The sequence below is a fragment of the Iamia sp. genome (assembly GCF_035575815.1).
In the GTDB taxonomy this organism is placed as follows: Bacteria; Actinomycetota; Acidimicrobiia; order Acidimicrobiales; family Iamiaceae; genus Iamia.
This window is the reverse complement of sequence record NZ_DATLXO010000105.1, coordinates 29,553-42,761: the sequence shown is the minus strand read 5'-3', so window position 1 is coordinate 42,761 and position 13,209 is coordinate 29,553. Positions and strand designations below refer to the sequence as shown.

11 protein-coding genes are annotated in these 13,209 nt (G+C 73.4%); all 11 read left to right on the top strand.

Annotated elements, in window-relative coordinates:
* Positions 1–84: 84 nt before the first annotated feature.
* The 11 genes from VNL12_RS11245 to VNL12_RS11195 all read left to right on the top strand — a co-directional run bounded on the left by VNL12_RS11245 (position 85) and on the right by VNL12_RS11195 (position 13,114).
* A complete protein-coding gene (locus VNL12_RS11245; RefSeq protein ID WP_325594558.1) occupies positions 85–795 on the top strand; it encodes an alanyl-tRNA editing protein in 711 nt (236 codons plus the stop codon).
* Positions 796–1,104: 309 nt separating this feature from the next.
* Entirely contained in the window at positions 1,105–2,232 is a 1,128-nt protein-coding gene (carA, locus tag VNL12_RS11240) for a glutamine-hydrolyzing carbamoyl-phosphate synthase small subunit (RefSeq protein ID WP_325594556.1), read from the top strand.
* Positions 2,232–5,597 carry a carbamoyl-phosphate synthase large subunit gene (gene carB, locus VNL12_RS11235; protein ID WP_325594554.1) on the top strand — a complete coding sequence of 1,122 codons (3,366 nt, stop codon included), beginning with the start codon at positions 2,232–2,234 and terminating at the stop codon, positions 5,595–5,597. The genes carA and carB overlap by 1 nt, the downstream gene beginning before the upstream one ends.
* Positions 5,598–5,709: 112 nt before the next feature.
* Positions 5,710–6,618: a dihydroorotate dehydrogenase gene (locus VNL12_RS11230; protein ID WP_325594552.1), complete on the top strand. Its 909-nt coding sequence runs from the start codon at positions 5,710–5,712 to the stop codon at positions 6,616–6,618.
* Entirely contained in the window at positions 6,615–7,334 is a 720-nt protein-coding gene (pyrF, locus tag VNL12_RS11225) for an orotidine-5'-phosphate decarboxylase (RefSeq protein WP_325594550.1), read from the top strand. The genes VNL12_RS11230 and pyrF overlap by 4 nt, the downstream gene beginning before the upstream one ends.
* Positions 7,335–7,399: 65 nt before the next feature.
* Complete coding sequence (gene mihF / locus VNL12_RS11220) at positions 7,400–7,714, top strand: integration host factor, actinobacterial type (protein ID WP_325594548.1); 315 nt, start codon at positions 7,400–7,402, stop codon at positions 7,712–7,714.
* Positions 7,715–7,785: 71 nt separating this feature from the next.
* Positions 7,786–8,310: a (d)CMP kinase gene (cmk, locus tag VNL12_RS11215; RefSeq protein WP_325594546.1), complete on the top strand. Its 525-nt coding sequence runs from the start codon at positions 7,786–7,788 to the stop codon at positions 8,308–8,310.
* Between the two features lie 80 nt (positions 8,311–8,390).
* On the top strand, positions 8,391–8,735 hold the full coding sequence (rpoZ, locus tag VNL12_RS11210; protein ID WP_325594544.1) for a DNA-directed RNA polymerase subunit omega: 345 nt from the start codon (positions 8,391–8,393) through the stop codon (positions 8,733–8,735).
* 51 nt (positions 8,736–8,786) lie between these two features.
* Positions 8,787–10,073 (top strand): bifunctional phosphopantothenoylcysteine decarboxylase/phosphopantothenate--cysteine ligase CoaBC, encoded by a 1,287-nt coding sequence (coaBC, locus tag VNL12_RS11205; RefSeq protein ID WP_325594542.1) that lies wholly within the window; start codon positions 8,787–8,789, stop codon positions 10,071–10,073.
* A complete protein-coding gene (metK, locus tag VNL12_RS11200; RefSeq protein ID WP_325594540.1) occupies positions 10,070–11,260 on the top strand; it encodes a methionine adenosyltransferase in 1,191 nt (396 codons plus the stop codon). Before coaBC ends, metK begins: the two co-directional genes overlap by 4 nt.
* A gap of 51 nt (positions 11,261–11,311) precedes the next feature.
* A complete protein-coding gene (locus VNL12_RS11195) occupies positions 11,312–13,114 on the top strand; it encodes a hypothetical protein (RefSeq protein WP_325594538.1) in 1,803 nt (600 codons plus the stop codon).
* Positions 13,115–13,209 lie beyond the last annotated feature (95 nt).

Genomic DNA, 13,209 nt, shown 5'->3' with positions numbered 1-13,209 from the left:
TGACGTCGGGCCTCCTGTCAACCGTGCGTTGACGAGACCGGCGGCCGTGACGGACCCGGGGCATCGACAGGCAGACTCGATGTCATGGCAACCGACCTGCTGTACCTGCGTGACGCCGAGCTGGCGACCTTCGAGGCCACCGTGACCGCCGTCGACCCCGACCGGCGCCGCCTCGCCCTCGACCGCACCGCCTTCTACCCGACGGGTGGCGGTCAGCCTCACGACACCGGCCGTCTCGGCGGGCTCGGCGTGGTGGGTGTCGCCAAGGAGGGGGACGAGGTCTGGCACCTGGTGGGGGAGGGGCCGTGGCCCGAGGTGGGGGCGGTGGTGGCCGGGACGCTCGACTGGGACCGGCGCCACGCCCTCATGCGGACCCACACCGCCCTGCACGTGCTGTGCGGGGTGATCTGGAACGAGTGGGGCGTGCCGGTGACGGGCGGGAACATGGAGCCGCTCTCGGCGCGCATGGACTTCGCCTTCGATCCCCTGCCCGACGGCTTCGGCGCCCGCGTCGAGGAGCTGGTCAACGCCGAGCTGGAGACCGATCGTCGGATCGAGGTGTCGTTCTTGCCCCGCGGCGTCGCCGTGGAGGATCAGGACCTCATCCGCACCAAGGTCAGCCTGATCCCCGAGTCGGTGGCCGAGATCCGCGTCGTCGACATCGTCGGGTTCGACAAGCAGGCCGACGGCGGCACCCACGTCCGCTCGACGGCACAGGTGGGACGCGTCCGAGTGGTCAAGACCGAGTCCAAGGGCAAGGGCAACAAGCGGATCCGCATCGAGGTCACGGACTGATCGGCGCCGCCGTCCCCCCGACCCTCCCCCGAAGTGGTAGCCGATGTGGGGGTGGGAGCGCCCGATCCGGCTACCAGTACGGCAGGGCTCCCGAAGTGGTAGCCGGTGTGGGTGTGGGAGCGCCCGATCCGGCTACCAGTACGGGGGGCGGGGGGCCTGCGAAGGGGTGGCGGCGCTCGGGAGGTGGGCTGCTACGGTCGGCACCTGACCGTGAAGCGGGTCCCGTGAGGCCCGCACGGCAGGAGAGACCGAGTTGAGCGTCGTGCCCTTCGCCCCCTGTCCCCTGGCAGGGGGCTTTTTCGCACCCGGGTGGACCTCGTGACCTCAGGGCCGATCCGACCGGCCCTGCTGGTGCTGGCCGACGGTGAGGTGTTCGAGGGCGAGGCCCTCGGCGCCCTCCCCGCCGGCGGCATCGCCACCGGTGAGGTCGTGTTCAACACCGTGCTGACCGGTTACCAGGAGGTAATCTCCGACCCGTCCTACGCCGGGCAGATCATCACCTTCACCTACCCCCACATCGGGAACTACGGGGTCACCGGCGCCGACGACGAGAGCGGCCGTCCCTTCGCCCGGGGGGTCATCGCGCGCGAGCCGGCCCGGCGGCGCTCGAGCTGGCGCAGCGAGGGCGACCTCGACGCCTGGCTGGTCGGCCACGGGGTGCCCGGCATCGGGGGCATCGACACCCGCCGCCTCACGCGACACATCCGCGACCGCGGCGCCGTCCCCGGCGCCTTCGGGGCCCTCGGGATGGCGCCTGACGGCACGACCGTCGACGAGGCCGCCCTGCGCGGCGCGGCGGCCGCCGAGCCCGGCACCGACGGGGTCGACCTCGTCGCCCAGGTCACGACGGCTGCGCCCTACACCGTCGGCGACGGGCCCCGCCGGGTGGTGGCCTACGACTTTGGCATCAAGACCACGATCCTGCGCCACCTCTCGGCCCTGGCAACCGTCGAGGTCGTCCCCGCGTCGACCCCGGCCGCCGAGGTCCTGGCCCGCCAGCCCGACGGGGTGTTCCTCGCCAACGGGCCGGGTGACCCGGCGACGGTGCCTGACGCGGTCGCGGCGATCCGCGACCTGGTGGGGGCCGTGCCGGTGTTCGGCATCTGCCTCGGCCACCAGCTCCTCGGTCGGGCCATCGGCGCGGAGACGGTGAAGCTGACCTTCGGCCACCACGGCGGCAACCACCCCGTGCGCGACGTGCGCAGCGGCCGCATCGACATCACCAGCCAGAACCACAGCTTCGCGGTGGACGCCGACACCCTGCCGTCGGGGGCGGAGCTGACCCACGTGAACCTCAACGACGGCGTCTGCGAGGGCTTCGCCCTGCCCGCCGAGCGGGCCTTCTCGGTCCAGCACCACCCCGAGGCCGGCCCCGGCCCCCACGACGCGGCCCACCTCTTCGACCGCTTCGCCGAGCTGATGGAGGAGTCGGCCTGATGCCCAGGCGCACCGACATCTCCTCGATCCTGCTGATCGGCTCGGGCCCCATCGTGATCGGCCAGGCTTGTGAGTTCGACTACTCCGGCACCCAGGCCTGCCGCGTGCTGCGCGAGGAGGGCTACCGGGTGATCCTGGCCAACTCGAACCCGGCCACGATCATGACCGACCCCGACTTCGCCGATGCGACCTACATCGAGCCCCTCGACGTCGAGGTCCTGGCCCAGATCATCGACCAGGAACGCCCCGACGCGGTGCTGCCCACCCTCGGCGGCCAGACGGCGTTGAACCTGGCCATGGAGCTCTTCGAGGCGGGCCTGGTCGGCGTGCCCGACACCCCTGAGCTCATCGGCGCCAACGCCGCCGCGATCACCACCGCCGAGGACCGACAGGCGTTCAAGGTGGCCATGAAGGAGATCGGCCTCGCCGTCCCCGAGTCGGGCACCGCGGCGCCGCCCCCCGAGCTGAAGGGCGCCTCCAAGGCCCAGCGGGTCACCGCGGCCATGGCCGCCGCCCGGGGCATCGTCGAGCGCGTCGGGCTCCCGGTGGTGATCCGGCCCGCGTTCATCCTGGGGGGCAAGGGCACCGGCATCGCCGCGACCATGGAGGAGTTCGAGGCCGTCGCCGCCCACGGCCTCGACGCCAGCCCCATCACCGAGATCCTCATCGAGGAGTCGATCGCGGGGTGGAAGGAGTACGAGCTCGAGGTCATGCGCGACCGGGCCGACAACTGCGTGGTCATCTGCTCGATCGAGAACCTCGACCCCATGGGGGTCCACACCGGCGACTCGATCACCGTCGCCCCGGCCCAGACCCTCTCCGACGTCGAGTACCAGCTGATGCGCGACGCTGCCTTCGCCTGCATCCGCCGTGTCGGCGTGGAGACCGGCGGGTCGAACGTGCAGTTCGCCCTCGACCCGACCAACGGCGACATGGTCGTGATCGAGATGAACCCGCGGGTCAGCCGCTCCTCCGCGCTGGCCTCGAAGGCCACCGGGTTCCCGATCGCCAAGATCGCGGCCCGCCTCGCCGTCGGCTACACGCTCGATGAGATCCCCAACGACATCACCCGCATGACCCCCGCCAGCTTCGAGCCCGTCATCGACTACGTCGTGACCAAGGTGCCCCGCTGGGCCTTCGAGAAGTTCCCGGGCCAGTCGGTGACCCTGGGCACCCAGATGCAGTCGGTGGGCGAGGCCATGGCCATCGGCCGCACCTTCCCCGAGTCGCTGCAGAAGGCGTTGCGCTCCCTCGAGCAGGGCCGTCTCGGCCTGAACTGCGACCCCGGCGAGGCCGCCCTCGACGAGATGGCGACCGATGCCCTGCTGGCCGCGGCCGCGGTCGCCACCCCGGACCGACCCTTCCAGCTCGAGGCCGCCCTGCGCCGCGGCCTCACCGTCGATGAGGTCTCCGCAGCCACAAAGGTCGATCCCTGGTTCCTCGACCAGATGTCGCTCATCACCGAGGAGCGGGCCCACCTGGCCGAGGTCGGCCTGGCCGCCATGGACCGCGCCGGGTGGCGCCGGGCCAAGCGCCTCGGCTTCGGCGACGCCCAGCTGGCCTGGCTCTGGGGGGCCGGGGAGGGAGCGGTGCGCGCCGCCCGCCAGGCCGCCGGGGTGCACCCCACCTACAAGACCGTCGACACCTGCGCCGCGGAGTTCGCGGCCGAGACGCCGTACCACTACTCCACCTGGGAGGACACCGACGAGGTCACCCCCGGCACCCGGCCCAAGGTGGTGATCCTCGGGTCCGGTCCCAACCGCATCGGCCAGGGCATCGAGTTCGACTACTGCTGCGTGCACGCCAGCTTCGCCCTCCGGGACGCCGGCTTCGAGACCATCATGGTCAACTGCAACCCCGAGACCGTCTCGACCGACTACGACACCTCGGACCGGCTCTACTTCGAGCCTCTGACCACCGAGGACGTCGGCGCGGTGCTCGACGCCGAAGCCGCCCAGGGCGACCTCGTCGGGGTCATCGTGAGCCTCGGTGGCCAGACCCCGCTGAAGTTGGCCGACGGCCTCGACCCAGCCCTCGTGCTGGGCACCAGCCCTGCCTCCATCGACCGGGCCGAGGACCGAGACCGGTGGGGGGCGCTGTGCGACGAGCTCGGCATCCCCCAGCCCGCGGGCGGCACCGCCGTCACCGTCGACGACGCCCTCGCCATCGCGTCGGACATCGGCTACCCCGCGCTCGTGCGCCCCAGCTACGTGCTCGGCGGGCGAGCCATGGAGATCGTCTACGACGACGAGCAGCTGGTGCGGGCCATGGCCGAGCTGTCGGGGTTCGGCAGCCTCGGGCGCGAGGGGGGCCTCTCGGCCGACCGCCCGGTGCTCGTCGACCGCTTCCTCGAGGACGCCACCGAGGTCGACGTCGACGCCCTGCGCGACGCCACCGGCGAGATCGTCATCGGCGCCGTCATGGAACACGTCGAGGAGGCCGGGGTGCACTCGGGTGACTCGGCCTGCGCCATCCCGCCCTACTCGCTCCCCCCCGAGACCGTCGCGGCGATCGAGGACCACACCCGTCGCATCGCCGACGCCCTTGCGGTGGTGGGCCTGATCAACGTGCAGTTCGCCGTCCGCACCGAGACCGCCGCCGATGGCTCCCCGCGCCACGACGTCTACGTCATCGAGGCCAACCCCCGCGCCAGCCGCACGGTGCCCTTCGTGGCCAAGGCCACCGGGGTGCCCCTCGTGAAGGTGGCCGCCCGCCTGATGGTCGGCGCGTCGCTCGCCCAGCTGCGCGACGATGGGCTCCTGCGGCCGCCGATCTCGGGCCTGGTGGCGGTCAAGGAGGCGGTGCTGCCGTTCAACCGCTTCCCCGACGCGGATCGGGTGCTGGGCCCCGAGATGCGCTCCACCGGTGAGGTCATGGGCGTGGACGAGACCTTCGGTTTGGCGTTCGCCAAGAGCCAGATGGCCGCCGGTGACCGACTGCCCACCGGCGGCTGCGTGTTCATCTCCCTCGCCGATCGCGACAAGCCCGGTGGGGCCGTGGCCGCCCGCCGCCTCGTCGAGCTGGGGTTCACCCTGGCCGCCACCGCGGGCACTGCGGCCTTCCTCGAGGCCGCCGGCCTGGAGGTGGCCGAGACGCTCGACAAGCTGGGTGAGGGCACGGGCCGCACCGCCGTCGACGTGATCCGCGACGGCAGCTGCAGCCTGGTGGTCAACAGCCCGAAGGGTCGTGGCCCTCGCGCCGACGGGGCCTACATCCGCCGGGAGGCGGGCGTGGCCGGCATCCCGATCCTCACCACCGCAGCGGCCGCGCTGGCTGCGGTGGAGGGGATGGCCGACTGGCGCACCCACCCGCTCCGGGTGCGGTCGCTCCAGTCGATCCATGCCGCCGGCGAGATCCGCTCCTGATGCCCCGTGTTGAAAGGTCAATGCGCTACTGCCGGGGTGGTCGAGTGACCTGTCGGGCCGGGAGGCGCGGCGGGTGAGGTGGCGTCGGGGAGGTGACGGTCCGCCGGTCGACATGGCCGTCTCGGTCGGGTCGGTGCGGCTGCCCAACCCGGTGATGACGGCGTCGGGCACCGGCGGCCACGGTGCCGAGCTCGACGCCTACCAGCCCCTCGGCGAGCTCGGGGCCGTGGTCGTCAAGTCGCTCTCGGCCGAGCCGTGGCCGGGCAACTCGGCGCCTCGCGTGCACGCGACCCCGGCCGGGATGCTCAACAGCGTCGGCCTGCAGGGCTCGGGGGTCACCACCTGGCTGGCCGACGACCTGCCCGCCCTGGCCGCGACCGGGGCCCGCGTGGTGGCCAGCATCTGGGGCCACTCGGTCGAGGACTACGCCAGGGCCGCCGCCGCCCTGGCCGGGGCCCCCGAGGCGGTGGTCGCGGTGGAGGTCAACCTCTCGTGCCCCAACACCGAGGCAGGGCGCGACCTCTTCGGCCACGACCCGGCGGCCACCGCTCGGGTGCTGGCCGCCACCGCCGCGTGCGGCCGGCCGAGGTGGGCCAAGCTCAGCCCCAACACGCCCCTGGTGGTCGATGTGGCCCGGGCCGGGGCCGACGCCGGGGCCGAGGCCGTGACCCTCGTGAACACCGTCATGGGCATGGCCATCGACCCCGAGACGCGCACCTACCGCCTCGGTGCCGGCGGGCGGGGCGGCGGCCTCTCGGGCCCCGCGATCCACCCGGTGGCGGTGCGCGTCGTCCACGACGTCCACCGCGCCGAGCCGGGCCTGCCCATCGTGGGGGTCGGCGGCGTGGTCGACGGCCCCAGCGCGGTCGAGCTGCTGCTCGCCGGTGCCCGTGCCGTCCAGGTCGGCACCGCGTCGTTCGCCGATCCCCGAGCTCCCAGTCGCGTGCGCGACGACCTGGAACACTGGTGCCGCCGGCGGGGCGTCGTGTCCGTGGCCGAGCTGAGCGGAGGCATGAGATGACCGAGACCACCAGCAGTGCCCCCGAGGTCGACGAGGAGGTGCGCCGTCGCCTCGCGCTCGTCCTCGACGTCGACGACATGGTCGCCGCGGTGCGCCTGGCCCGCGAGCTGCAGCCGTGGTTCGGCGTGGCCAAGGTGGGACTCGAGCTCTACAGCGCGGTCGGGCCCGACGTCGTCGCCCCGTTGCGCGAGCTGGGCTACGACGTGTTCGTCGACCTCAAGATGCACGACATCCCGACCACGGTGAACCGGGCGTCACGCGTGCTGGGGGCCCTCGGCGCGGCGTACGTCACCATGCACGCCTTCGGTGGCCGCGACATGCTCCGCGCCGGCGACCAGGGCCTGCGCGACGGTGCGGCGGCGGCCGGGTTGCCGGAGCCGACGTCGCTCGCCGTCACCATCCTCACCAGCGACAGCGGCGCGCCGTCGCACATCCTCGGCCAGCGCCTCACCACGGCCATGGAGGCCGGGTGCGGCGGGGTGGTGTGCTCCGCCGCCGACCTCGAAGAGGCACGGACCTTCGCCCCCGCCATGGTGCGCGTCGTGCCCGGCATCCGCCTCGCCGGCAATCAGACCCACGACCAGGCCCGTCCGGCCACCCCCGCGACGGCCGCCGCCGAGGGAGCCGACCTGCTGGTGATCGGCCGGACGGTCACGGGCGCCACCGACCGTCGGGCGGCGGCCGCCGCGGTGTCCGCCGAGGTCGCCTCCGTCTGAGTCGCGGGCCCTCGCGGTGTGGCGTACGCCACGTCGGGTCGGCTGAGGCGATATAGGGTGCGCGCATGCCCCAGCCCCCCCAACTGACGCCCGAGCAGCGTGAAGCCGCTCTGGCCAAGGCCGCTGCTGCCCGAAAGGCCCGGGCCGAGCTGAAGGAGAGGCTGAAGATGGGTTCGCTCAGCCTCTCCGAGGTCATCGGCCAGGCCGACGGCGATGCGGTGATCGGCAAGACCAAGGTGCTCGCCGTCATCGAGTCGCTCCCCGGCGTGGGCAAGGTCAAGGCCCGCCGCACCATGGAGGAGATCGGCATCGCCGAGACCCGCACCCTCAAGGGCCTCGGTGCTCAGCAGCGCAAGGCGTTGCTCGACGCCTTCAGCTGACCTCCTCGGTGATCCGGCGCGCCACCCGGGCTCTCGACCCCGGTCGTTGACCGACCCAAGCGACTGACGCCGTGCTCGTCACCGTCTCGGGCCTCCCCGGCTCGGGCACCAGCACCCTCGCTCGCGCCGTGGCGGCGGCTCTCGAGCTCGACAGGATCGACGGAGGCCAGGTCTTCCGCTCCCTCGCGACCGAACGGGGCTTGTCCCTGGTGGCCTTCGGTGCCCTCGCCGAGACCGACGCCTCCATCGACGTCGAGCTCGACACCCGCCTGGCCCGACGAGGGGCGCAGGGTGACGTCGTGCTCGAGTCCCGCCTGGCCGGCTGGATCGCCACCAACGAGGACCTGCCCGCCCTCCGCGTCTGGGTGTCGTGCGCGGATGCCGAGCGGGCTCGCCGGGTCGCCGGTCGGGAAGGCACGGCCATCGATGCCGCCCAGGCCGAGAACCGGTCTCGCGAGGCCAGCGAGGCCGAGCGCTACCTCACCTACTACGGCATCGACATCTCCGACCTGTCCCCCTATGACCTGGTGCTCGACTCCACCCGCACGGCGGTCGAGGAGCTCACCCGCCGCATCGTGGACGGTGCCCGGACCTGACCGCACCCGTGTTCGCCCGGCGGGGAGGCGACCGGGTACCGTTGAGGGTTCCGTCTGGACGACCTGAGAGCGACGCGCCCATGAGCTGGCAGCACGACACCATGATGAACCCGGCGATCGAGGGCCTCACCACGCGGGCCGATGAGTCCAAGTTCAAGCTGGTCACCCTGGGCGCCACTCGCGCCCGGCAGATCAACTCCTACTTCGGCCAGCTCGGAGAGGGCCTCGGCACGCTCGTCCCGCCGCAGGTCACCAGCGTGGCCCGCAAGCCGCTGTCGATCGCCTTCGAGGAGATCGCGGCCGACAAGATCATCCCCGTCGACCCGCCCACCGAGGAGGAGCTGGCCGAGCTGGCCGCCGCCGAGGCGGCCGCCGCGGCGGACGCCGCGGCCCTCGATGCCGAGCAGGGCCCCGGAACCAAGTGAGCTGAGCGTCGGCCTTCGGCCGACGCCGTCGCTCGCGGGCCATCGACCTCGATGCCGTTCGATCCTCCCTCCTCGGGCGCGCCCGACCTCGCTGGGCAGCGCGTTGTGCTCGGGGTCACCGGCGGCATCGCCGCCTACAAGGCGATTGAGCTCTGCCGGCGCCTCGTCGACGCCGGGGCCCACGTCTCGCCGGTGCTCACCGAGGGAGCGCTGCGCTTCGTCGGGGCCACCACCTTCTCGGCCCTCGCCAGTGAGCCGGTCCGCACGTCGCTCTTTGACGACGCGGACCCGATACCGCACACCCGGCTGGGCCAGGCTGCCGATGTCGTCGTCGTCGCCCCGGCCACGGCCCGCCTGCTCGCGGACTACGCGGCCGGCCGCTCCGCGGACCTCTTGACCGCGACGCTGCTCGCCACGCGCGCCCCGGTCGTGCTCGCACCCGCCATGCACACCGAGATGTGGGAGCACCCGGCGGTGCAGGAGAACCTGGCCACCCTCATCCGCCGGGGCGTCGTCGTGGTGCCGCCCGAGGACGGGCGCCTGGCGGGCGGCGACATCGGTGCCGGGCGCCTGGCCGACCCGGCCACCATCGTCGCGGCCGTTCGTCTGACCCTGGTCCCCCGCGACCTGGAGGGCGTTCCGGTGCTCGTGACCGCGGGCGGCACCCGCGAGCGCATCGACGCGGTGCGGGTCGTCACCAACCGCTCGTCGGGCAAGCAGGGCTACGCCATCGCCGCCGAGGCCGCCGCCCGAGGTGCCCGCGTCACCCTCGTCACCACCGTTCCGCGACCGGTGCCGCCCGGCGTGACCGAGGTGGTCACCGTCGAGAGCGCGGCCGACATGGAAGGCGCCGTCGTCCCCCGGGCCCCGGACCAGGAGGTGATCGTGATGGCCGCGGCCGTCGCTGACTTCCGTCCCGTCCGCCCCGCCGCCGGCAAGATCAAGAAGCACGACGGCCCCCCCACCATTGCGCTCGAGGCCACCCACGACTTCCTCGTCGACCTGGGGGCGGCCAAGCCCGCCGGCCAGGTGCTGGTCGGCTTCGCCGCCGAGACCGACGACGTGCGGGCCAACGCTCGCGCCAAGCTCGTGCGCAAGGGCCTCGACCTCATCGTCGCCAACGACGTCAGCGCCCCCGGGGTCGGCTTCGAGCACGACACCAACCAGGTGGTGCTCGTCTCCGGGGGTGGCATCGACCATGATGTCCCCCTCAGCGACAAGCGCACCGTCGCCCGGGCCGTGATCGATGCCGTGGTGGCCCTGCGCCCTCCCGTCGCCCGGGGCACCGTGGCGCCGCCCCAGACCCGCACCCAGAAAGCCAAGGAGACCAACCAGTGACGCGTTTCACCTTCACCTCGGAGTCGGTGACCGAGGGCCATCCCGACAAGATGGCCGACCAGATCTCCGACGCCATCCTCGACGCCATCCTCACCGAGGACCGCATGGCGCGGGTGGCGTGCGAGACGCTGGTCACCACCGGCCTGGCCCTCGTGGCCGGCGAGATCACCACCACCGCGTACGTCGAGATCCCCAAGATCGTGCGCGACACGATCGTACGCATCGGCTACGACAACGCCGAGTACGGCATCGACGGCAAGACCTGCGGCGTCATCACGACCATCGATCCGCAGTCGCCCGACATCGCCCAGGGCGTCGACACCGCCCTCGAGACCCGCACCGGCCGCTCCGGCGAGGACGACCTCGACAGCCAGGGCGCGGGTGACCAGGGGATGATGTTCGGCTACGCCACCAACGAGACGGTCGACCTGATGCCGCTGCCGATCTGGCTGGCCCACCGCCTCGCCGAGCGTCTCGCCGAGGTCCGCAAGGCCGGGGCCCTGCCCTACCTGCGTCCCGACGGCAAGACCCAGGTCACGGTGAACTACGAAGGCGGCAAGCCCGTCGACGTGAGCACCGTGCTCATCTCCACCCAACACGCCCCGGGCATCGACGTCGACAGCACCATCAAGCCCGACCTCATCGAGCAGGTCATCAACCCGGTGCTTCCCGACGGCATGGCCAGCCCGCAGCTCAGGGTGTTCGTGAACCCGACCGGCACGTTCGTGCTCGGCGGTCCCCACGCCGACTGCGGCCTCACCGGGCGCAAGATCATCGTCGACACCTACGGCGGCTGGGCCCGCCACGGTGGCGGTGCGTTCTCGGGCAAGGACCCGTCCAAGGTCGACCGCTCCGCCGCCTACGCGGCGCGCTGGGTCGCCAAGAACCTCGTCGCCGCCGGTGCCGCCGAGCGCGTCGAGGTGCAGGTCGCCTACGCCATCGGCGTGGCCCACCCCGTGTCGCTGCTGGTCGAGACGTTCGGCACCGAGCGGGTCGACCCGACCCAGATCGCCAAGGCCGTGGACGACATCTTCGATCTCCGCCCGGCGGCCATCGTGCGCGACCTCGACCTGCGTCGGCCCATCTACGCCAACACCGCGGCCTACGGCCACTTCGGGCGCTCCGGTGATTTCCCCTGGGAGAACACCGATCGCGTCGACGCCGTGGCCTCCGCCCTCGGCCTGTAGCTCGCGAGGGCCCCGTCGTCGCCTGCGGTGGCGGGACCTCGTCTTCGCTCGATGCCCGTTGCCGACCCGAACCGCGACCGGGTGGTGCGGGTGGTGCCCGACGTGGCCGGCCTGGCCAAGACCTTCGACTACCTCCTCCCGGCGCGCCACGACGAGGCGGTGGAGGTGGGCACGATCGTGCGCGTCGACCTGCACGGCCGGCGGGTCCGGGCGTGGGTGGTCGCCGTCGACGTCGAACCTCCCCCCGGCGTCCAGCTGAAGCCCATCGCCCGGGTCACCGGCGTGGGCCCGCCGGCCGAGCTCGTCCTGCTCTCGACGTGGGCGGCGTGGCGCTGGGCCGGGCGCCGCCGCTCGCTGCTCGTCGCCGCGTCGCCGCCGGGACGGGTGATGGGCCTCCCGTCCCCGGATGGCCCCCGCCCGTCCCCGGGTGGCCCCCGCCCGTCCACGATCACGGTGCCCGCCGGCGCGACCGTCGACGCCGCCCTGGGCCTGCCCCGGGCCGTGCTGCGCCTGCCGCCGGCGGCCGATCGCTACGCCCTGGTCGTCGCCGCCCTCGGTGCGCTGGCGACGGACCGAGACGCCCTGGTGCTGTGCCCTTCGGTCGACCAGGCCCGCACCCTCGCCGCCCGCCTGCGCCGCTCGGGGCTGCCGGTCGCGTGCGTGGCCCACGAGCAGCCCGGGACCGCGGCCGCGTCGGAGTGGGCGCGGGCCGCCGCCGGCAGCTGCACGGTGGTCGGCGCCCGGGCCGGCGCCTGGGCGCCGGTGCCGCGCCTCGGTCGGGTCGTGGTGCTCGACGAGCACGACGACAGCTACCAGGAGGAGTCGTCGCCGACCTGGCACGCCCGAGATGTGGCCGTCGAGCGAGCCCGCCGGGCCCAGGCACCGGTCGTGCTCGTGTCGCCCTGCCCGACGCTCGAAGCGTTGCGGTGGGGGACCTTGGTCGAGCCTGGTCGCGGTGAGGAACGTCGGGGCTGGCCGGCACTCGAGCTGGTCGACCGGCGCGAGGAGGACCCTGCGGCGGGGCTGCTGACCGAGCCCCTCGCTGCTCTGCTCCGACGGGGCGGCCGGGTGGTCTGCGTCGTGAACCGCACGGGCCGCTCTCGGCTCTCGGCGTGCGATCGCTGCCGGGAGATCATCGCCTGCACCGAGTGCTCGGGCGCCATGATCCAGCCCGCGGAGGGTGGGCTGCGCTGCACCCGCTGCGGCGCCGAACGGCCCGTCGTCTGCGCCGCCTGTGGGACAACGAGGGTCCGCGTGCTGCGTCCAGGGGTGAGCCGCCTGCGCGAGGAGCTCGCTGCGCTCATCGGTGAGCCCGTCGACGAGGTCACCGCGACCAGCACCGGCCCGGCGCCCACCACCAGGGTCGTGATCGGCACCGAGGCGGCCCTGCACCGGGTCGCCCGGGCCGACGCGGTCGCGTTCCTCGACATCGACCAGGAGCTGCTCGCCCCGCGGGAGCGGGCGCGCGAACAAGCCCTGGCCCTCCTGGCCCGGGCCGCCCGCCTGGTGCGCGGCCGCGAGGAGCACGGTCGGGTGCTGGTGCAGACCCGGCGACCCGATGACGTGGTGCTCCAGGCCGCCCTGCACGCGGATCCGGACCGGGTCCGGCGGGTCGAGGAGGAGGTGCGGCGGACCCTCGGCCTGGCCCCGTACCGGGCCGTGGCCCTGGTGTCGGGCGCCGTCGCGCCTGCGTTCGTGGCGGCGCTGGGCCACCCGCCGGGGGTCGAGGTCCAGGGCGGCGCCGGCACCTGGCGCCTCCGCGCCGATGCCCACGACGTGCTCTGCGACGCCCTCGCCGCCGTCCCCCGCCCTCCCGGCCGCCTCCGTCTCGAGGTGGACCCCCGCCGCAGCTGAGTGGGCTCGTCGGCTCCGCAGCTGGTCCACGATCAGCTCCATGGCCCCCTGCCCTAGCTCTTGCGTACCTGAGTCGCGCCCAGCGCGACTCAGGT